Origin of the sequence: Comamonas resistens (assembly GCF_030064165.1) — a bacterium.
In the GTDB taxonomy this organism is placed as follows: Bacteria; Pseudomonadota; Gammaproteobacteria; order Burkholderiales; family Burkholderiaceae_C; genus Comamonas; species Comamonas resistens.
Genome location: NZ_CP125947.1, coordinates 114,798 through 135,373 on the forward strand (window position 1 = coordinate 114,798; position 20,576 = coordinate 135,373).

General features: G+C 61.6%; 19 protein-coding genes and 1 tRNA gene. 10 read left to right on the forward strand and 10 right to left on the reverse strand.

All coding sequences use genetic code 11. From position 1 onward, the window contains the following. Nucleotides 1-95 precede the first annotated feature (95 nt). Together QMY55_RS00515 and QMY55_RS00520 are read left to right on the forward strand one after the other, a co-directional pair. Nucleotides 96-1,112 (forward strand): glycosyltransferase family 2 protein, encoded by a 1,017-nt coding sequence (locus QMY55_RS00515; RefSeq protein WP_283486779.1) that lies wholly within the window; start codon nt 96-98, stop codon nt 1,110-1,112. Then, nucleotides 1,109-2,044 (forward strand): lysylphosphatidylglycerol synthase transmembrane domain-containing protein, encoded by a 936-nt coding sequence (locus QMY55_RS00520; protein WP_283486780.1) that lies wholly within the window; start codon nt 1,109-1,111, stop codon nt 2,042-2,044. The genes QMY55_RS00515 and QMY55_RS00520 overlap by 4 nt, the downstream gene beginning before the upstream one ends. Here the strand turns inward: QMY55_RS00520 and QMY55_RS00525 are convergent. After that, nucleotides 2,035-3,111: an O-antigen ligase family protein gene (locus tag QMY55_RS00525; RefSeq protein WP_283489060.1), complete on the reverse strand. Its 1,077-nt coding sequence runs from the start codon at nt 3,109-3,111 to the stop codon at nt 2,035-2,037. The genes QMY55_RS00520 and QMY55_RS00525 overlap by 10 nt on opposite strands. 299 nt (nt 3,112-3,410) lie before the next feature. Here QMY55_RS00525 and QMY55_RS00530 point away from each other — a divergent pair, with 299 nt between their 5' ends. After that, nucleotides 3,411-4,175: a glycosyltransferase family 25 protein gene (locus QMY55_RS00530; protein ID WP_283486781.1), complete on the forward strand. Its 765-nt coding sequence runs from the start codon at nt 3,411-3,413 to the stop codon at nt 4,173-4,175. Here the strand turns inward: QMY55_RS00530 and QMY55_RS00535 are convergent. From QMY55_RS00535 to radA, 5 genes are all read right to left on the reverse strand, one after another. After that, nucleotides 4,165-5,250: a glycosyltransferase gene (locus QMY55_RS00535; protein ID WP_283486782.1), complete on the reverse strand. Its 1,086-nt coding sequence runs from the start codon at nt 5,248-5,250 to the stop codon at nt 4,165-4,167. The two genes, QMY55_RS00530 and QMY55_RS00535, sit on opposite strands and share 11 nt — an antisense overlap. A gap of 163 nt (nt 5,251-5,413) precedes the next feature. Then, nucleotides 5,414-5,623 (reverse strand): zinc-finger domain-containing protein, encoded by a 210-nt coding sequence (locus QMY55_RS00540; protein ID WP_158383009.1) that lies wholly within the window; start codon nt 5,621-5,623, stop codon nt 5,414-5,416. Nucleotides 5,624-5,702: 79 nt separating this feature from the next. Continuing rightward, nucleotides 5,703-6,641, reverse strand: coding sequence for a branched-chain amino acid transaminase (locus QMY55_RS00545; protein WP_283486783.1), 939 nt, complete (start codon nt 6,639-6,641; stop codon nt 5,703-5,705). 81 nt (nt 6,642-6,722) lie between these two features. Continuing rightward, nucleotides 6,723-7,178, reverse strand: a complete 456-nt coding sequence (locus QMY55_RS00550) for a glycerate kinase (RefSeq protein ID WP_283486784.1) — start codon at nt 7,176-7,178, stop codon at nt 6,723-6,725. Nucleotides 7,179-7,352: 174 nt separating this feature from the next. Then, complete coding sequence (radA, locus tag QMY55_RS00555; RefSeq protein ID WP_283486785.1) at nt 7,353-8,738, reverse strand: DNA repair protein RadA; 1,386 nt, start codon at nt 8,736-8,738, stop codon at nt 7,353-7,355. A gap of 180 nt (nt 8,739-8,918) precedes the next feature. On the opposite strand from radA, the gene QMY55_RS00560 reads away from it, so the two are divergent. Then, nucleotides 8,919-8,995: transfer RNA gene (locus tag QMY55_RS00560), tRNA-Met, on the forward strand. 183 nt (nt 8,996-9,178) lie between these two features. On the opposite strand, the gene QMY55_RS00565 is transcribed toward QMY55_RS00560, so the two are convergent. Further along, on the reverse strand, nt 9,179-10,462 hold the full coding sequence (locus QMY55_RS00565) for a Glu/Leu/Phe/Val family dehydrogenase (RefSeq protein WP_283486786.1): 1,284 nt from the start codon (nt 10,460-10,462) through the stop codon (nt 9,179-9,181). 185 nt (nt 10,463-10,647) lie between these two features. Between QMY55_RS00565 and QMY55_RS00570 the strand changes: the two genes are divergently transcribed. Further along, entirely contained in the window at nt 10,648-11,571 is a 924-nt protein-coding gene (locus QMY55_RS00570) for a fumarylacetoacetate hydrolase family protein (RefSeq protein ID WP_283486787.1), read from the forward strand. A 113-nt stretch (nt 11,572-11,684) separates the two neighbouring features. Here the strand turns inward: QMY55_RS00570 and QMY55_RS00575 are convergent, their stop codons facing one another. Together QMY55_RS00575 and QMY55_RS00580 are read right to left on the reverse strand one after the other, a co-directional pair. After that, a complete protein-coding gene (locus tag QMY55_RS00575) occupies nt 11,685-12,596 on the reverse strand; it encodes a PPK2 family polyphosphate kinase (protein WP_283489061.1) in 912 nt (303 codons plus the stop codon). 337 nt (nt 12,597-12,933) lie between these two features. Next, a complete protein-coding gene (locus tag QMY55_RS00580; RefSeq protein ID WP_283486788.1) occupies nt 12,934-13,848 on the reverse strand; it encodes a LysR family transcriptional regulator in 915 nt (304 codons plus the stop codon). A 71-nt stretch (nt 13,849-13,919) separates the two neighbouring features. Between QMY55_RS00580 and QMY55_RS00585 the strand changes: the two genes are divergently transcribed. Then, entirely contained in the window at nt 13,920-14,453 is a 534-nt protein-coding gene (locus QMY55_RS00585; protein WP_283486789.1) for a PACE efflux transporter, read from the forward strand. Between the two features lie 100 nt (nt 14,454-14,553). On the opposite strand, the gene gltS is transcribed toward QMY55_RS00585, so the two are convergent. Next, on the reverse strand, nt 14,554-15,792 hold the full coding sequence (gene gltS, locus QMY55_RS00590; protein WP_283486790.1) for a sodium/glutamate symporter: 1,239 nt from the start codon (nt 15,790-15,792) through the stop codon (nt 14,554-14,556). A 417-nt stretch (nt 15,793-16,209) separates the two neighbouring features. Between gltS and QMY55_RS00595 the strand changes: the two genes are divergently transcribed. The 4 genes from QMY55_RS00595 (at nt 16,210) to QMY55_RS00610 (ending at nt 20,530) form a co-directional block, all read left to right on the forward strand. Continuing rightward, on the forward strand, nt 16,210-16,848 hold the full coding sequence (locus QMY55_RS00595) for a YjfI family protein (protein WP_283486791.1): 639 nt from the start codon (nt 16,210-16,212) through the stop codon (nt 16,846-16,848). A 49-nt stretch (nt 16,849-16,897) separates the two neighbouring features. Continuing rightward, complete coding sequence (locus QMY55_RS00600) at nt 16,898-17,605, forward strand: PspA/IM30 family protein (protein ID WP_283486792.1); 708 nt, start codon at nt 16,898-16,900, stop codon at nt 17,603-17,605. Between the two features lie 81 nt (nt 17,606-17,686). After that, nucleotides 17,687-18,352 (forward strand): ubiquinone biosynthesis protein UbiH, encoded by a 666-nt coding sequence (locus QMY55_RS00605; RefSeq protein ID WP_283486793.1) that lies wholly within the window; start codon nt 17,687-17,689, stop codon nt 18,350-18,352. A gap of 90 nt (nt 18,353-18,442) precedes the next feature. Continuing rightward, nucleotides 18,443-20,530, forward strand: a complete 2,088-nt coding sequence (locus QMY55_RS00610) for a flotillin family protein (protein ID WP_283486794.1) — start codon at nt 18,443-18,445, stop codon at nt 20,528-20,530. Nucleotides 20,531-20,576: the final 46 nt, after the last annotated feature.

Here is a 20,576-nt window from a genome sequence, read left to right on the forward strand (position 1 = left end):
ATTCGGGCTGAAGGGAAAGGCCGGAATGGCGCCCGGCGAAAATCGTGCCAAGGGTATTCAGTTAGTATAGGTGGACTGTTATTCCAATGCTGAGCATGACGTCCGTGCACGATTCCAAGCCCGAAGTTTCCATTGTTGTCCCTGTCTATAACGAGTTCGATAATCTGCCCGATCTGGTCGCTCGCATTGACGAGGCCATGCGTCAGCAGCCACTCAGCTATGAACTCATTGCCGTGGATGACGGCTCTACCGATGGCAGCGCCAAGCGCTTGAAGGAACTGGCGGAACAGCACCCATGGGTGCGAGCCGTGTGTCTGGTGCGCAACTATGGCCAATCCAGCGCATTGCAGGCCGGCTTCGACAGGGTGCGCGGTCGTTATGTAGTGACGCTGGATGCGGACTTGCAGAACGAGCCTGGTGATATTCCACTGCTGCTGGAGCGCCTGGAAAACGATCCCGATGTGGATATGGTGTCTGGCTGGCGCAAGAACCGCCAGGACAAGGCGCTCTCACGCCGTCTGCCGTCGGTGCTGGCCAACCGCCTCATCTCCAGCTCCACGAATGTCAAGCTGCATGACTACGGCTGTGCCTTGAAGGCCTACCGCCGCGAGATCATCGACCGCATTCGCCTGTATGGTGAATTGCACCGCTTCATCCCCTCGCTGGCGCGTGATGCGGGTGCGCGTATCGCGGAAGTTCCCGTGCGCCACCATGCGCGTACGCGTGGCGTTTCCAAGTACGGTATCGATAGGACTTTCCGGGTGATTCTGGACCTGATCTTCATCGTCTTCTTCATGCGTTTTCGCCAGCGTCCGCTGCATGCGTTCGGCGGGCTTGGTCTGTGGCTGGCGACGCCGGGCATATTGATTCTGCTGTGGCTGCTGGGCGAGAAGATCATGGGCGAATCCATTGGTGGGCGCCCTTTGCTGATGGCTGGCGTCATGCTGGTGCTGATGGGCATGCAGTTCATCGCTGCCGGCCTGATCGGTGAATTGCTGACGCGTATCTATTACGAGTCGGGCAGTGGCTTGCAGTACTACGCCAAGGAATATGGCGCGGTGGAAACCGCGCCTGAACCACAAGCCTCGGAAGCGGTGCTCGGCACATCGTGAACAAAGGCCGCAAAGCATTTGCCAAGGGCATGCTGGGCCTGGCATTGCTGGGCGCTGTCATCTATCTCGCCAATCCCGTGCAGCTCTGGGGGCGCTTGCAGCAGGCAAATCCCTGGTGGTTGCTGGTGGGCTTTGGGTTTGCCATTGCCTCCAACGTAGTATCTGCCTGGCGCTGGAGGGCCATGGCTGTCTGGCTGGGGGCCGAGATGCCGATGGCCTCAGCCATGCGCTGGTATTTCCAGGCCATTGGCCTGAATGTGCTTCTACCAGGGGCGGTTGTCGGCGGTGATGTTTACCGGGCTTTGGCTATGCAAAAGACCGGACAGTCCAAATCGGCAAGCAGCCTGTCGGTGATTCTGGATCGGCTCAGCGGTCTCTGGATGTTGTGCGCCATTGGAGGCTTGGGCGCCGTAGCTTGTGCAGCCACATTGGCGCCATGGCTGGATTTGGACGTGACGCTTTTCAGGACAGCTTTGCTGCTCATCACCTTGCTGTGGTTGCTGTTGCCATGGGGCCTGCTGAAGGCTGTACATCTGGAATGGGTCAAGCTGCCGGGCGCTTGGCTGGCCCCCTTGCAAGACGCGGTGCAAAGGGCTGACTTCATACCTCAGCTATGGCTGCAGGGTTTGAGCTCGGCCATGGTGCAACTGCTGTCGGCCGCTGCGCTGGCCTGTGGTGCGCTGGCCCTGGGTCTGTGGCAACCACTGTCCGTGTGGGCTTTTGCGATTGCCCCGATTTTTCTGATGGCAGCGTTGCCGGTCAGTGTGGGGGGCTGGGGAACGCGGGAAACCGCGGCGGTTGCCGCACTGGCTCCGTTTGGCGTGCCCGCTACCTTGGCTGTTGGCGTGGGCTTGCTCTATGGCGTTTTTGCCTTGGCTCAGGGCGCGCTGGGTGCGTTGGCCCTGGGCCTGCCTGCAAGAGATCAGGCTTGAGGCGAAGCGCCGGATTGGGCCTCCAGGCGACAGATCCCGCCCCAGAGTACGGCCAGGCCGAAGATATAGAACATATTGCCGCTGTTGTGGGCAAAGAAGACCTGGGTCCAGCCAAAGCCAAAGTACGCCAGAGGCAGCAGGGTTGCGGCTGCGCGTAAGGCCAAAGCCTTGGAACGCATTTCCTCGTGCACCCTATTCAGCCGCTTGTGCGTAGGCCAGAAGATGATCGCAGGGACTGCATAGAAAAGCAGCAGCAGAATCAGACCCAGCAAGCCGCGCTTGACCCACATGTCGAGGATTTCATTGTGGGCGTGCCCGTACTCCATCACGGACGGGTGAGCCAGACCTTGATCCACCATCTTCTGCTTGGCTGCGGGGTAGCCGGCCAGACCCCAGCCAGAGATCGGGCGTTGCTCGATCAGATGGATGGCCAGACGCCATTGCTCCAAGCGCTGACCTACCGATGTGGTGGCATATTTTTGAGGGTCCTGCAGATATTCAGAGACTTCCCGGCTTGCCTCCTGGGTGCGCTGCTCCAGTTTGTTATAGGCAGGCACGGCAATGAGCACACCAAGCACTACCATGATGGCAGCAGCCATGCTGGCCAGCTTCTTGAAGCCATTAAGCCAGGCCATGAGCCAGATCGCCGCGATCAGCAGCGGCGTTACCACCCATGAACCGCGCGAGTCCGAAAGAAAAGAGGCCAGGATCCCGCAGGCTCCCAGCAGGCCCAAGGCCGCTGCCTGCCATTTACCCCAGCGTCCGAGGATGGCCACAGCAACTGCGGCAAAGCCCAGATACATGGCAATACCGCCATATTGAATGGCGTTGGTGAATCCGCTGACGCGTGGCATTTTGAGAACGCCAGCCTGATAGGCGGCAATGGCCAGTGCGCCCAGGGCTCCACATGCCAGCCCCCAGACAATTGCGGAAAGCCGCACGCCAGTCTTGCTGAGATACCATAGACTCAGGGCCGCCAGCGCATATTTGGTGCCATATCCCCAGCCAGCAGCAGAGAACAGACGATCGAAGGACATGCTCCAAAGCAGGCCCATGATCAAAATCATGCTCACCAGAACTCGCGTATCTCTTGCTGTCGGCTGTTTGGCGCGGAAAGCTGCGCAGCCGACGATGGAGAGCAGAGCCAGAGCTGTCGAGCCATATGAGTAACCGGAGGGGAGACAAAGACTCAGGGCGAAGAAGGCGAAGCTGGAGGCATCCAAAGCGTGTGCAAAGCCTCGGGCCATTTTTCGTTGATCTGGCTTCGCAGACGTTTGTAAATGCGCAGTCATGGTGTGGATGAGTGTGGCAGCGAGGTGATGGTCTTCAAACTACACTGCGGGGTTTGTCTTAAGTGCCGAAGTGTATGTCGTCATTGCCCGTGGTTTTTATCAATTTGTCCAAGGATGTAGAGCGTCGTGATCGCATGACGACTCAGCTAGAGCAGATGGGCCTGAGGGCATCTCGCCTCCCCGCCGTGTGGTGGTCAGATTTGCCAGCCGATGAGCAACGGCGGTATTTTTCGTCCGCGGAGAGCCGAGGCCGTTACTTCAAGCCATTGGGTAATGGAGAAAAGGGTTGCTATTGCAGCCACCTCAAGGCATGGCAGTCGCTGCTGCAGAGCAATGAACCCGCCCTGGTGGTTTTTGAGGATGACGTCAAACTACTGGACAGCTTGCCGCAGGCTTTGGCCGCGATCAAGGCACTGCCGAGCGATGGCAGCTGGGACATGATCAAACTCTATGGGCGTGAGCAGGAGAAGATTGCCAATCAAGGCCCCTTGGTCGAGGGGGCCCTGCAACTGATCTCTTACCAGCGAGTGCCGAGCTTTGCGGCTGGCTATGTCGTCAGCAGGGCAGGCGCCGAAAAATTGCTGAAGACGCGCATTCCGTTTGACAGGCCTGTGGATGTGGACCTGCGCTTCTGGTTTGAGAACGGGCTGCGTATCTTTGGCGTCTATCCCTCTGTCATCGCCTTGGATGACACCAGCGAAGTCAGCAGCATCTGGGCACAGAAAGAGGCGCGGGCAACCGTGCTGCAGAAAATACGCAAGTTCAAAATGAAGCTTGCGCTCAACTGGGGCAACTTCTGTGCAAAAGCTCCCCATGTGTCCGAAGTGCTCAAGCGTTAACGGGAAGCAGTTTTTGATATTGCTGCCACATATGCTCGCGCCCATAGTGATTCAGGGCATGGTCGCGTGCCGCCAGGCCGAGATTTTGCGCAAGCTCCGGGTTATCCAATAGCTTTTTCAGAGCCTGGGCCAGGGCCTCGGGATCGGACTCCGGTACACGCAGACCATTGACCTCGGGGGTGATGACTTCCCGTGCGCCAATCACATCTGACACGACGCAGGCGCACCCTGCTGCCATGCCTTCAACCAGAGCCAGAGGCATGCCTTCCCAATGTGTAGCAAGCACAAAGATCTGGGTTTGAGAGAGGCGCAGGGGAAGATCGGAAACGTTGCCAAGAAAGCGGACTTGTTGTGTCAGACCCAGCTCCGACACCAGCTGTTCGGCCTTGGCTTTGAGAGCGCTTTTACCGCCGCCGGCGAGATAGAGGGTGGGCGTGCAGCCTTGGCGCCTGAGTATGCCTAGAGCCTTGATCAGGCTGGCATGGTCTTTCTGGCGGGCGAAGCGTGAGGCCATGTAAATGGCGGGTTCGCGTTCCTGCCAGCGCAAGGGCTGGGTGGACTGTGGAAAACGCTCCAGGTCGATGCCGTTGCAAATGGCCAGGCATTTCTCAGGGGGGAAGCCCCGTTCGATTAGGCTGGTCTTGACGCCTTCCGAGACCCCGATATGGGCCTGCGTAAGCGGCTCAAGCGCCAGAGCCTGCCGCAGTCTGCGCGGTGTGTAGCGCTCTCTGGAATTGTGTTCCACATGAAAGATATGTGGCACCTGCTCTGCTGCGGCAGCACGCCGCCCCCAGATATGGTCGCTGAATCCATGGGCAAAGACCGCATCGGGCTTGAAGCCGCGAATGACCTTGCGCAACTCCCAGACGGTGATGGCGTGCATCCAGTTGGAAACCACATGGACCTGAAGGCCCTGCTGGCGCAGCTTCTCGACCCTGGCGTCATCAGTGCTGGGCTTGCGCCTGAGCACCAGCATGACTTCGTATCCCGGCGTATGCAAAGCCGCCAGGCTGAGGTCGATGGCAACCTGGGTGGCTCCGGAAAATCCTCCGGTGACGAAATGCAGAATACGCATGGGCACTAGTAATGCAGAAATGAAAGATGGTTCCCTACGCTCTCACACCTGCGTGTGAGGCAGCCCCTCCAATAAGGGGCATTTTCATCTTGGGGCGGCCCGGAAATGAAAAAGCACCTGGGTACTTATGGAAGTCGCCAGGTGCTTGAGAGTTGGGACCGGATCAATGACCGCCCGCAAACACCTCGCCAGCCTTCAGACGGTAGGCTGTGCCGCAGTATGGGCACTTGGCTTCGCCGGTCTTGGCCACATCCAGATAGACCTTGGGGTGGCTGTTCCACAGCTTCATATCGGCCTTGGGGCTGGGGCAGAACACGCCACCTTGGGCATTGAGGTCTTTGGCGGCCAGTTCGACGACGGCGTTCGTGGTCATTTCTCGTGTCTTTCTCTTGATTTTGATGAAGCGGGCTTGCTGCCGGAAACAGCAGTCAAGCCGCTCAGGGGTGTGATTTTTACACCAAGGTCAGCCAGTGGGCGTACTTGGGGTTGCGGCCGTTGACGATGTCAAAGTAGGCCGACTGGATTTTTTCGGTAATCGGGCCGCGGCGGCCTTCGCCGATCTGCACGCGGTCCACCTCGCGGATGGGTGTGACTTCGGCGGCGGTGCCGGTGAAGAACAGCTCGTCCGAGATATACAACTCGTCGCGGGTGATGCGCTTTTGCACCACTTCCAGGCCCAGGTCCTTGCAGATGTGCAGCACGGTGTTGCGGGTGATGCCGTTGAGGGCACCGGCGGACAGGTCGGGGGTGTAGACCACGCCGTCCTTGATGACGAAGATGTTCTCGCCCGAGCCTTCGGACACAAAGCCCGAGGCGTCCAGCAGGATGGCCTCGTCGTAGCCATCGTCCAGCGCTTCGGTATTGGCCAGGATGGAGTTGGTGTAGTTGCTCACCGCCTTGGCCTGGCTCATGGTGATGTTCACATGGTGGCGGGTGTAGCTGGAAATCTTGGTGCGGATGCCGCGCTGCATGCCTTCCTCGCCCAGGTAGGCGCCCCAAGCCCAGGCGGCGACCATCAGGTGGATGCTGTTGCCCTTGGGGCTCACGCCCAGCTTGCGGTCGCCGATCCAGGTCAGCGGGCGCAGATAGCAGGACTTGAGGCCGTTGGCCTTGACCACCTCGACCTGTGCCTGATTGACCTGCTCCTGGGTGAACGGGATCTGCATGCGCAGGATCTTGGCGCTGTTGAACAGGCGCTTGGTGTGCTCTTCCAGGCGGAAGATGGCCGTGCCCTTGTCGGTCTCATAAGCGCGCACGCCTTCAAAGGCGCCGCAGCCGTAGTGCAGCGTGTGGGTCAGCACATGGATCTTGGCGTCGCGCCACTCCACCAGTTGACCATCCATCCAGATCTTGCCGTCGCGGTCGGACATCGAAGGAACTACAGGGCTCATAAAACCATCCTTTTGGGTTTGTGTAATCAGTGGTCGCCAGCATGGGTTCAACGCTGGCGCTTGTCTCCTGAATTCGCCATTTTAGGGGGCAGTGGTGCTCGATGGTGCAGCTGTTGTTTCTGGTTCAGGCGTGGTGCTACTGCCTGCGGCATCGGGGCGCTTGAGCGTCCACTTCATGAGCCGACCTTTGACAAATTCGCAGGTCACATGGGAGTCGGTACCGTCCGTCCAGCGGTAGATCTCGGGGTCCTGCCCCTCTTCAGACAGACGCTGACCCAGGGAACGGGTCATGGCGACCACATGTACCAACGGAACCTTGGGCTTGAGCTTGGCATTGAGCATCACGGCGCTACCGACATAGCCGATAGGGCGGCTCGATGCCTTCCTCATGACGGACATCAGGCGGGTGAAATGCAGCAGCACCCACATGATGATGCCGCCAACGACTGCCGCCACGCCGGGCCAACCCGCCGAGCGGTGTGCAGCAATGACCAGCACGATCATGCCTAGAGGGACCAAAATATTGCGTAAATTCATGGGCTTAATTGTCTTACGTAGGCCAGTCCTGTTGCCTGCGGGCAGTGCGTATGCCCCAGGCACTTGCGGGACAAGGCTATTCTCAAAACAGTAGCCGCCAGCGCTTGATGTTCAATGAGTTCAAGAAAATTCCTGTCTGGACTCCACTAACTGCATGCGTCAGCAGCTATCAAATTAACCTATACCGCGCACGATATTCATGGCCTCGTCCACGCGTTCCACAGCATGAATGGTCAGGCCGGCAATGGCTTTCTTGGGGGCATTGGCCTTGGGAACGATGGCGATAGTGAATCCTAACTTTGCTGCTTCCTTCAGGCGCTCCTGGCCGCGGGGAGCCGGGCGCACCTCACCGGCCAAGCCGACTTCGCCAAAGGCGATAAAGCCCTTGGGCAAGGCCTTGCCTCTAAGACTTGAAGTGATTGCCAACATCACTGCCAAATCAGCTGCAGGCTCGTTGATACGTACGCCGCCCACGGCATTGACGAATACATCCTGATCGGCACAGGCCACGCCCGCATGGCGGTTGAGCACGGCCAGCAGCATGGCCAGCCGGTCGCGGTCCAGGCCCACGGACAGCCGCCGAGCTGCGGGGCCGCCTTGGTCCACCAGAGCCTGGATTTCCACCAGCATGGGCCGCGTGCCCTCCAGCGTCACCAGCACGCAGCTGCCAGGCACGGGCTCGCTGTGCTGGCTCAGAAAGATGGCGCTGGGGTTGGTCACGCCCTTGAGGCCTTTTTCCGTCATCGCGAAGACGCCGATTTCATTGACGGCTCCGAAACGGTTCTTGATGGCGCGCACCAGGCGAAAGTTGCTGTGCGTATCGCCTTCGAAGTAGAGCACCGTGTCCACCATATGCTCGAGCACGCGCGGGCCGGCCAGCGCACCGTCCTTGGTCACATGGCCCACCAAAATGATGGTGATACCCGTGGTTTTGGCCGCACGCGTCAGATGGGCCGCGCATTCGCGCACCTGGGCCACGGAGCCAGGTGCCGACGAAAGCTGGTCCGAATACACCGTCTGGATCGAGTCGATCACCACCACGGCGGGCTGGGTGGCCTCCACGGTGGCCAGGATTTTTTCGAGCTGGATCTCGGCCAGCACGTTGACCTGGCTGTTGTCCAGCCCCAGTCGGCGCGAGCGCAAAGCCACCTGGGCACCGCTTTCCTCGCCTGTCACATAGAGCGTGGGCAGACCAATGCGATGCAAGGCATCCATAGCTTGTAAAAGAAGTGTGGACTTACCTATTCCTGGGTCGCCGCCGATCAGCACCACGCCGCCTTCGACCACGCCGCCGCCCAGCACGCGGTCCAGCTCCTCGATGCCGCTGGGCGTGCGCGCCACATCCTGGGCCTCGATGGCCGACAGCGGGGTGACGGGCTGGGCATTGGCCAGGCCCGCATAGCCCTGGGGCTGGCTCAGGCGGTTCTTGCCGCCCGAGGACGAGTCGGCCACGGTTTCAACCAGGGTGTTCCAGGCGCCGCAGCTGGGGCATTTGCCCAGCCAGCGCGGGCTGGTGCCGCCACAGGCATTGCAGGTATAGGTGGTTTTGTCTTTGGCCATGGGCGGCAACTATACCGACTGACTTCTGGCGCAAATGCCGTTTGCCAAAGCAGCTGGGCGACAAATCTCAGAGTGAACAACCACAAAAGACAAGCATTTATATAACTACTCCGCATGACGAACCAATATGCGCTACAATTCATCCCATCGACACAGACTCTGTGTAGAGAAACAAATTACCGCGCGATGGAGCAGTCTGGTAGCTCGTTGGGCTCATAACCCAAAGGTCGGAGGTTCAAATCCTTCTCGCGCAACCAATAAAAGAGCCTTCTGGAAACAGAGGGCTTTTTTCGTTCTGGTCGAGCAAAAACTGGCGCGAACCAGCAATGAGATGCCGAGCAAGAGCCGCCTCGCGGCGAGGGCATCACCCCCTCCCGAAGAGAGAGGGGGAAGACGCGATAGCGCCTCAGAGGGAGTTCATAAAGAACTTCAGGCGGTGCTTATGGATACAGTCCGCGCATCTCGCGGGCATGCAGAATGCGCTTGCAGGCCACGATGAAGGTGGCGGTGCGCAGTGTCACCTTGTGCTCCTGGGCCACGGCCCAGATACCGGCAAAGGCCTCCTGCATGATGCGTACCAGACGGGCATTGATCTCGTCCTCGCTCCAGAAGAAGCTGGAAAAGTCCTGCACCCATTCAAAGTAGCTGACCGTCACGCCGCCGGCGTTGGCGATCACGTCGGGCAGCACCAACACGCCCTTGTCGTTGAGGATGTCGTCGGCCTCGGGGGTGGTGGGGCCGTTGGCACCTTCGATCACCAGCTTGGCCTTGATCTGGCCGGCGTTGTCCTTGGTGATCTGGCTTTCCAGCGCCGCAGGGATCAGGATGTCGCAGTCCACCGCCCAGAAGTCCGCGTTGTCCATGGCTTCGGAGCCGGCAAAGCCGCCCACGCCGCCGGTGTTGCCCACATGTTCGAGCAGGGCCGGCACGTCCAGTCCATTGCTGTTGAAGATGGTGCCGGTATGGTCCTGCACGGCCACCACCTTGGAGCCGGCTTCGGCGAACAGCTTGCCAGCCGTGCCGCCCACATTGCCAAAGCCTTGCACGGCCACGCGGGCGCCTTGCAGGCTCAGGCCGGTCAGCTTGGCAGCTTCCACGCCCACGGTGAAGACGCCGCGGCCGGTCGCTTCCACCCGGCCCAGGGAGCCGCCCAGATCAATCGGTTTGCCAGTGACCACGCCGGTGGCGGTGGCGCCGGTGTTCATGGAGTAGGTGTCCATCATCCAGGCCATGACCTGCCCGTTGGTGTTCACGTCCGGTGCCGGGATGTCCTTGGAAGGGCCGATGAACAAGCCGATTTCGCTGGTGTAGCGGCGGGTCAGGCGCTCCAGCTCGGCGGTCGACAGTTTCTTGGGGTCGACGCGGATGCCGCCCTTGGCACCGCCGTAAGGCACGTTCACGGCGGCATTCTTGATGCTCATCCAGGCCGACAGGGCCATCACTTCGGAGAGGGTCACGTCCTGGTGGAAACGCACGCCGCCCTTGCCGGGGCCGCGGCTCAGATTGTGCTGGACGCGGTAGCCTTCAAAGTGGGCGATGGTGCCGTTGTCCATTTCGATGGGCACGTCGACGATCAACATGCGCTTGGGGCGCTTGAGAGTTTCCACCCAACGGGCAAGAGAGCCCAGATAGGGGGTGACACGATCCACCTGTTGCAGGTAGTTGCCCCAGGGGCCGAGGTGATCGGGGTTCAGGTAGGAAGGCAGCGCATGGGCTTGAGACATGATGGGAGCCTGGTTGACTGATGTGCAGCGGCGCGAAATCTCGCGGTTCGCCGTCCGGAATCTCAGTGTGCGCGCACTGATGAATGCTGTCCAAGGCTAGTTGTTTGCAGGGTTATGCATTTGATGCATAAAGCCTTTTCCGCGCCGGCCGACGCGGCGGGGTGAAATTTGCCATCATCCCCTCCATGGCTGAAAATAAAGATTGCTCAACTGGCTGGTGCGGCCCGGCGCCGTTTGCCAACACTCCGCCCATAGGTCTGGCTCCCGAGCTGCAAAAGCAGGAAGACGTGCTGCCTGACTGGACGCAGATTGCCTCCGATCTGCCCGAGGATGCCTACGCCACGGCCGATGCGCTGTGGTGGTCGCGCAAGCTGGGCGCTCCCCAGGCGCTGGGTGCGGACCTGGCACCACTGCTGGCTGGCGAGGATGACGCCCGCGCCGTGCAGCGCGCCCTGGCCAGAGCCTGGGACTGGTGGCCTGCCGACCGTGCGCCGCGCTACTGGAAGTCCGGCGGCGCGAGCCGCGAAGCGGCCTTGCTGCATGTGCCGCTGCCCGAGAACGGCATCCATCTGGGCTTGGCGAAGGTCGCTGCGCCCGAGACCGTCTTCAATCTGCGCTGTGCCGAAGCCGAGATTGCCCTGCGCATAGGCCGGGATGTGAGCGCCGAACAGGCGGCTGCCCTGGATGAGGCTGGCGCATTGGCGCTGGTGGACGGCGTGGCCGTGGCCATCGAATGGGTGGATGTGCGCTGGCGCGACGGGCTCGAGGCGCCTGCCCTGGCGCTGCTGGCCGATGGCCAATGTCATGGCGGGCTGGCGCTGGGCGACTGGCTGCCTGCTTCCGTCCTTTCGGGGCGTGACTGGTCGCAACAACGATGCGCTGTGACCGTCAATGGCGGCGAGGCCCAATGGTTTACCGGCACGCACAGCCTGGGTGACCCGGCCTGGCTGTTGCGCGACTGGCTGAAGCATGTGGCCCGTGAATATGGCAGCGTGCCGGCTGGCACGGTGGTGACCACGGGTACCTGGTGCGGCTGCATGCCTCTCAATGCCGGCGATGGTTTCGAGGTGGAGTTTGAAGGACTGGGCCGCCTGGGCTGGCAGTTTTGATTCTCAAAAACAAGAGCGGATGGCGCTGTATGGGTCTGGGTTACAAAGCCTTTTGTGCTTGAAACCTGGTCTTCACAAGCGCCAGCCGCTTTTGTTTTGCGAGCAAGCCCGGCTTACTTCACCTTGATCTTCTCCAGCGCCGGTGCGCCGGGCGGATATTTCAGCTCGAGATTGCTCAGAACCTCGCGCAGCACGGTGGCAATCATCAGATTGCGGTGCGTCTTGGAGTCCGCTGGCACGATGGTCCAAGGCGCCCAGGGCGTGTGCGTGGCGGCCAGCAGCTGGGCATAGGCCTGCTGGTATTCGTTCCACTGGGCGCGCACCTTGAGGTCGCCTTCGTCAAATTTCCAGTGCTTGCACGGGTCGTCCAGGCGTTCCTGCAGGCGCTGGCGCTGCTCGTCCTTGCTGATGTGCAGCATGAACTTGACGATGACCGTTCCCGTCTCGCTGAGCATGCGCTCGAAGTCGTTGATCTGGGCATAGCGCTGGGTCTGCTGCTCGGGCGTGATCCACTGGTTGACCACGGGCACCAGCACGTCTTCGTACTGGCTGCGGTTGAAGACCACGATTTCGCCGCTGGCCGGTATCTGCAGATGGATGCGCCATAGATAGTCGCGTGCCTTTTCGGTCTCGGTCGGGGCTTTCCAGCCCACGGTGCGCACGCCCAGAGGTGTCATCTGGCTGAACACGCCGCGCAGCGTGCCGTCCTTGCCGGCCGCATCCATGCCTTGCAGGATCACCAGCAGCTTGAAGCGTCGGTCGGCGTAGAAGATGTTCTGCAACTCATCCAGCTCGGTGGCGAGCTTGAACACCGTCTCCTTGTCCTGCTGCTTGCCCTTGCCCAGGGAAAAAGGCTTGGCGGACGGGTCAAAGGCCGCCAGATCGACCGCGCCCGGCTTGGCTTCATGTGCAGCGCGACTGTCCTGGGGCTGGCCGGGCTGCCATTGCTGCCACAGCTTGCGCAGCGGCTTGTCCTTGCTGTGGAAGGGGTAGACATTGGCGCTGCTGTCGCCTGGCTGGTGCAGGGGCGCGGTAGCGGCGGTGATGGCGGCTACCGGAGCATCTTCGTGCCTGGGCGGTTTGGCAGGCAGGATCGTCACGGCAGGCGTCTTGATTGCGGCTGTCTTGACCGCCGGCCTGACGTTTTGCATGGACTCGCTGGTAGGAAACGGCAGAGTCTTGGCCGCAGCGGCCGGACCGGCTTTGGCGGGCGCGGTTTTGACGGGAGGCTTGGCAGGGGCTGGCGGGCGGGGCATGGATGAAACTCCTGTGCGGGGTAGCGGTGCTATGGATTGACGAGCGCAAAGCGCCTTTGTCTGCTGCGCTTGACGCTGTTTTGCCACAAAAATCCGGGTTCCGGCGTCAGCAATTGTCTGCTTGCCTTTCGCGCAACAACTGCAGGAAGCGTCGTGCGGCCAGGCCCATGGGGCGCTCCTTGGACCAGACCCAGTCGACGAACAGCGTGGTGCCGTTGCTCAGGCTTTGCACGGGAATCACCATCAGGCTGCCGGCAGCGATATGGGGTTCCACCCGGCTCAGGGGCAGCCAGCCCCAGCCCAGGCCCGCGCTGATGAGGGACAGCGCCGCCTGGTGGCTGTCCGTGCGCCAGCGCTGTTGGGCGAAGACAAAGCGCGCGTCGATCTGCGCCAGGTCGCGGCTGGCCATCAGGATCTGCCGCGCGGCGGCCAGTTGTTCCACGGTCAACCTGGCCTTGGGGCCTTGTTCGGCCATGGCCTTCTGCCAGGGCGCGAAGCTGGGGGCCATCACGGCCACCAGGGTCTCGCGGCCCATTTCCTGGAAGCCTTCGCGGCCGTCGATGGCAGGGCGCTCGAAGACCAGGGCCAGGTGGGCTCGCCCTGTATGCAACAGTTCGAGCGCATCGTTTTGCGAGGCGGCCAGCACCTCGATGGGCAGGGTCGGAAACTCCTGCACCAGTTGGGCCAGGGTGCCGGTCCAGTGGGTAGATTGCAGCTCGGGCGCAATGGCCAGCGTCAGCCGCTCCTCCAGGCCCTGGTGCAGGGCGCTGGCCTGCCAGTTGAGCTGCTGCAGCTGCTCGGCCAGCAGGCGTGCCTGCGGCTCCAGCGCACGTGCGGCTGCCGTGGGCACGGGCTCGCGCCCGCTGCGGTCGAAGAGCTGCAGGTCCAGTTCGGCCTCCAGCTGGGCAACGGCCATGCTGACGGCCGATGGCACGCGCCCCAGCTTGCGCGCGGCGGCGGAAAAAGAGCCGGCATCAAGCACGGCCAGAAACAGGGGGACTTGGTCGGCGGCAAATGGCATGCTGCGATGTATCAGAAAAACTGAAAGAAGCTGACTTTTATCTTCAATTTTCAGAACATACACTGCCTCCCATGTCTCAACAAGTTTCTGTTTCCACTGCGGCGATTGCCTCTGCATCCGCATCGCCTTCCGTTTCCAGCACCGCCCGCGAGGAGGCCCGTGCGCAGGCCACAGGCCTGCAGGGCCCCAAGCGTCGCATCGTCTATGTCGGTCTGTACGAAACCATTGCCATCATCGTCTCCAGCCTGATCTTCATGGCCATAGGCCAAAAGGCCAGCGACTCCGGCGTCATGGCCGTGGCGGCCTCCGTCATTGCCATCTGCTGGAATCTGAGCTTCAACTACCTGTTTGAAAAATGGGAAGCCAGCCAGAGCGTCAAGGGACGCTCGGTGCTGCGCCGTGTGGTGCATGCCATCGGCTTTGAAGGCGGTATCGCCGCCATGCTGATCCCGCTGATGGCCTGGTGGTTCAACATCTCGCTGTGGGAAGCTGCGGTGATGGAAGCCGGCCTGCTGGTGTTCTTCATGGTCTACACCTTTGCCTTCAACTGGGGCTTTGACCGCCTCTTCGGCCTGCCCGCTTCCGCCCAGGCGCTGACGAAATGAAGATGACTCAAAACGGCTGCAGGCGCTGATGGGCAGCTATCCATCAATAAAAAAGGGCGGGTCTTAGACCCGCCCTTTCTTCATCCTGAAGCCTTCGGCATCAGCGCAGCACGCTGATGAACCCCTGCAGCGCAAATGCGTTGATGATGTCGATGAAGAAGGCGCCGACCAGCGGCACGATCAGAAAGGCCTTGTGCGAGGGGCCGTACTGGTTGGTGATGGCCTGCATATTGGCCACGGCCGTGGGCGTGGCACCCATGCCGAAGCCGCAGTGACCGGCGGCCAGCACGGCGGCGTCGTAGTTCTTGCCCATGATGCGGAAAGTCACAAGGGCCGCGTACAGGGCCATCATCACGGTCTGCGCGGCCAGGATGATCATCAGCGGGCCGGCCAGGTCGGTCAGCTCCCACAGCTTGAGCGACAGCAGCGCAATGGCCAGGTAGATGGATAGCGCTGCATTGCCGAACACATCGATGGCACGGTCGAAGACCTTGATGCCGAAAATATAGTCCAGCGCATTGCGGATCACCACGCCGCCGCCCAATGCCCAGACGAAGGTGGGCAGCTGGATGGCCGTGCCCTTGGTCACGCCGGTCATGAATTCGGCAAAAGCCAGGCATCCGGCAAACAGGGCCAGTGTTTCCACGGCCGCGTCAGCAGTGATCAGGCGGGGCGCCTTGCTGGGGGATTCAAAGTTGGCCACCTCGTTGCCTTCAGGCACGGTGCTGGCGCTGGGGCTCAGCTGTTCGTCCTCGGTCCGGGGTGATGCGAGCTGATTCTTGGTGATCAGACGCTTGGCCAGAGGGCCGCCCAGCAGGCCGCCGATGACCAGGCCGAAGGTGGCGCAGGCGATGCCCAGGGTCGTGGCGCCGGTCAGTCCATATTCGCTCTCCAGCACCGAGCCCCAGGCGCCGGCCGTGCCGTGGCCACCCACCAGGGTGATGGAGCCCGCCACCAGACCGATCAGCGGATCCAGGCCCAGAACCTTGGCCAGGCCCACGCCGACCGCGTTCTGCACGACGATGAACACGGCAATCACGCCGAGGAAGACGAACAGCGCAGAGCCGCCTTCACGCAGCTTGGTGAAGTTGGCGCTCAGGCCGATGGAGGAGAAAAACACCAGCATGAAGGCCGACTGCAGGCTGCCTTCAAAGCTCACGGTCAGCCCCGTGATCTGATGCAGGGCGAAGATGGTGGCGGCAACCACCAAGCCGCCAGAGACGGGCTCGGGGATGTTGAAGTCGCGCAGAAAGCGGATGTGTCGCGTCATGAACTTGCCAAGCAAGAGCACGAGGACGGCCATGATCAAGGTGTAGTACGCGCCAAAGGTCACGTTCATAAATAATCTCCAAAGGGTTCCAGGCGACGACGGGTGGCCCAGCCAGCAGCGGGCGGGCCTGTCGTGCGCGGGTGCGTACTGCGTGCGGAGGCTGCACCGATGGTGCCAAAGCCCGCAAAAGCATTGCTGTAGGTACTTGTCCAGTTGTGGGGACAGCCTGCCCCAGAGGGCAGGCCACAACCAGCCGACCTCGCGTGCATGAGGTCATGCAACACAGGCCATAGCGTGAATATGCGCGAAATGCGATGTCTGCATTCGCTGTTAGCGAAATTACCTTGGCGTTTACCCGCATTTTCATAAAGCTGACAAGCGGGGATCTGCTAATAGGGCGCTCCCAAAAGGGCTCGCCAAGTGGTTGTTGCAAATAAATACATATCACATGTACACATGACATGTGATGAATGCTAAGGTCAAAGCATGGAACATAAGACATCAGCCCACTACCAGAGATTGCACCGGCAAAGACTGCGTGAGCAGGGGCTGGTGAAGAAGGAAGTCTGGATTCTTCCCGAGCACAGCCCGCTGCTGCAGCGGCTGGAAAAGCAGATGCGCCTGCCACAGGCGCTGCCGGACTCATTGCTGATCGACCACAAGGAGGGCTCTATGGATAGTGCAAACCATGCGTACTCGAGTATTCACAGCTTGGCCGACGACCTGCAGCAAAGCGCGCTGGCGCGCGATGGCAGGTTGCATGTCGAGGTGCTTGAGGGTGCCGATGCCAGCGTGCTGGTGACCCTGCCGGAGTTCGGCGACCTGCCTGTGCACCTGGCCCTCTCGGGCGAGCAACTGGTGGTGGAGGCCTTTCTCTGGCCTGCCGACCAGGTCAAGGACCGTGCAGGCCTGAACGAGCAGATCCTGCGCCTGCAAAAGCTCTTTCCCTTCACGACCATGGCGCTGGAGCCCATGGCCCACGGCGGCGAAGGCTATGTGATGTTCGCGGCCCTGAGGGCGACCAGCAGCTGCGAGGACATCGTCAGCGAAATCCTCACGTTGTCCGACAGCGTGATCCAGGCCACCGAAGCGCTGCAAGCCCATTTGTCGCTGGCGCAGGCCTGAAGCGTGTCAGACCCTTTTCCTCTACAACCCACAGCCCCAGGAGAACATCATGGCAGTTTGGAACAAGCTGGTGACAGCACTGCGCGGCGCGGCCCATGAGGCCGGGGAAGCCGTCACGGACAGCCAGGCGCTGCGCATACTCGACCAGGAAATCCGCGATGCTGACAATGACCTGAGCAAGTCCCGCGAAGCGCTGGCCGAGATCATGGCCAAGCAAAAGCTTGCGGCCGGCAAGCTGCAGACCACGCAGTCCAGGCTTGCCGAATACGAAGGCTATGCCGTCAAGGCGCTGGATACCGGCGACGAGACGCTGGCGCTGGAAGTGGCCGGCAAGGTTGCCCTGCTGGAAGCGCAGCGTGACGAGGAGCAGGCGCAGCTGCAGGCTTTCACCCTGAGCGTGGAGCAACTGCGCGAGGCCATACAGACGGCACAGACCAATATCCGCCGCCTCAAGCAACAGGCCGATACGGTCAAGGCTACCGAAAGCGTGCAGCGCGCCCAGGCCACGGTGGCGGGCCGTTATACGGGCTCGCAATCGCGCGTGCAGACGGCGCTGGATTCGCTGGAGCGCATCAAGCAAAAACAGGCCGAGCGCGGCGCGCGGCTGCAAAGCGCGGCCGAGCTGGCACAGGACGGCACGGAAGATGCGCTGGATGCCAAGCTCAGGGCTGCGGGCATTGCCCCCCAGGCCGGCGACGCCAGAACCGTGCTGGAGCGCCTGAAGGCCCAGCGCGCGGGCGGCGACAAGCCCGCTTGACGTTGGCCCGGGCAAGGGCAGGAGCAACAAGAGGCTGCCGGGGCCTCCCGGGCAATACCTCACCGTACGAAAGGAAACAATATGAGCGCTTTCTTGCAGTACGCATTCGGCTTTCCCACCTTCATTTTTGGGGCGCTGCTGGCGTTCATGCTGCTGTATTGGCTGGTGGCGCTCGTGGGCCTGGTGGAAACCGATGCGATCGACCACTGGGTGCTGTTCGACGGCAGCGACCATGCGCATGGGGTCGAGCATTCGGCCAGTGCACTGGCCGGCCTGCTGCTCAAGGTGGGGCTGGGCGGCATTCCTTTGACGGTGATCCTCACGGTGCTGTTTCTGCTGGCGTGGCTGGCGTCCTATCTGCTGTGCCATCTGGTGCCCATGCCCCAGGGCTGGACCTGGATCAATGTGCTGACCGGCAGCGTGGTGGCTGCGGCGGCGCTGGTGCTGGGCTTTGTGACCACCGTGCTGGTGCTGCGCCCGCTGCGTGGTGTCGTCAACAAAATCGCACCGGCTGAAGAGCCCAAGGTGCTGCTGGGCCGCAGCGGCATGGTGCGCAGCGCCGTGGTCAACGCCGCGCAGGGCTATGGCAGCGTGGACGATGGCGGCGGTGGCCTGAACCTTCAACTGCGCTCGCCGGAGCGCGAGCTGGTGCGTGGCACCGAGGTGGTGTTGATCGAGCATCTGCCCGAGCAGGGCGCCTGGCGCGTTGTCAGCAAGGCCGAGTTCGACGGCGGCGAAATGGGGTGACACATTGGGATGAGACATGACGTGTGCATGAAATGCGCACGCCATGTGGATGGTGTTTTCTTGATGATTTATTGACTGGGGAGATTCGTTATGGGTTTGGACAATATGGAGTGGTACATCGTTGTCGGGGTGGTGATCGGTTCGATCTTCATCATCATCCTGGGGCTGTTTGCACTGATCAAGGCCTTCTATATCAAGGTGCCTCAGGGTACGGCGCTGATCATCAACGACACGACATCCCAGCCCAAGGTCAAGTTCACCGGCGGCCTGGTGCTGCCCGTAATCCACAAGAAGGAGTTCATGCGCATCTCGCTGATCACGCTGGAGATCGACCGACGTGGCAAGGAAGGCCTGATCTGCAAGGACAATATGCGCGCTGACATCACGGTGGCCTTCTATCTGCGCGTCAATGAAACGGCGCAGGATGTGCTGAAGGTGGCCAAGGCCATAGGCGTGGAGCGTGCCTCCGACAAGGTGGCCGTCAACGAGCTGTTCAATGCCAAGTTCTCCGAGGCGCTCAAGACCGTGGGCAAGCAGATCGACTTCGTCAAACTGTTCGAGAACCGCCAGGACTTCCGCGACCAGATCATTCATGTGATCGGCAACGACCTCAACGGCTATGTGCTCGAAGACGTGGCCATCGACTACCTGGAGCAGACGCCCAAGTCGTCGCTGGACCCGAACAACATCCTGGACTCCGAGGGCATCCGCAAGATCACCGAGCTGACGGCCAACCAGAACATCGTCACCAACGAGCTCGAACGCAATGCCGAGCTGGCCGTGACCAAGAAAAACGTCGAGACCAAGGAAGCCATGCTGGCCCTGGAGCGCCAGCAGGCCGACGCCGAGGCCCGCCAGAAGCGCGAGATCGCCACCATCCAGGCGCGCGAGCAGGCCGAGACCCAGAAGGTGCAGGAGGAAGAGCGCCTCAAGGCCGAACAGGCCCGTATCCAGACGCAGGAACAGCTCGATATCCGCGAGGAAAACCGCCAGCGCGAAGTGGCCGTGGCCCAGCAGAACCGCGAGCGTGCGGTGGTGATCGAGGTCGAGAAGGTCACCCGCGCCCGCGATCTGGAAGTGGTGGCTCGTCAGCGCGAGGTGGAACTGCAGCGCATCGAGAAGGAAAAGGCCATCGAAGTCGAGAAGGCCAACATCGCCAACGTGGTGCGCGAGCGCGTCGCGGTCGAGAAAACCGTGGCGCAGGAGGAAGAGCGCATCAAGGAAGTGCGCGCGGTGTCCGAAGCCGAGCGCATGAAGCAGGTGACCGTGCTGACGGCCGAGGCCGCGGCCCAGGAAGAGCTGGTGCGCCAGGTCAAGAAGGCCGAGGCGGACGAGACCGCATCACGCCACAAGGCCGTGGAAGTGACCACCATGGCCCAGGCCGAACTGGAGGCCGCGGGCAAGACCGCCGAGGCCAAGAAAAAGCTGGCCGAGGCCATCGAGGTGGAGCGCGCGGCGCCGGGCCTGGCCGATGCCAAGGTGCGCGAAGTGACCGCCGCCGCCATCGAGAAGGAAGGCATGGCGCAGGCCAAGGTCATCGCCGAAAAGCTGCTGGCCGAGGCCCGGGGCGAGCAGGAAAAGGGTCTGGCCGAGGTGCGCGTGATCGAAGCCCAGGCCGATGCCAATGAAAAGCTGGGCCTGGCCGATGCCAAGGTGCTGGAGGAGCGTCTGCTGGCCCAGGCGCGCGGCGAAGCTCAGGTGGGAAATACCAAGGCCGTGGTGACCCGTGAGGTGGGACAGTCCGAAGCCGATGTGCTGCAGGGCAAGCTGTTTGCCGAGGCCAAGGGCCTGACCGAGAAGTTCTCGGCCCTGGGTTCGCTGTCCGACCAGGCGCGTTCGCACGAAGAGTTCCGCATGCAGCTGGAAAAGAACTTCGAGCAGGCGCTGGCCGCCATCGAAGCGAACAAGACCGTGGCGCAGGAGCAGGCCGAGGTGCTGTCGGCCGCGCTGTCCAAGGCCAATATCGACATCGTCGGCGGTGGTGGCGATTTCTTCAACAACTTTGCCAAGGCGCTGTCCGTGGGCAAGGCCGTGGAAGGCGTGTCCGCCAAGAGCCCCATCGTGCAGGAGCTGCTGGGCAAGTTCCTCGGGGGCAAGTCCCTGTCTGCGGATACCCTCAGCGGCCTGCTCAACGGCGGCAGCAAGGGCCTGCCGCCCGCACAGAACAGCGCGGAGTAGGCGCGCGATGTTGCCCGATTCCACCTTCGCTTGCGGGCGTGGATCG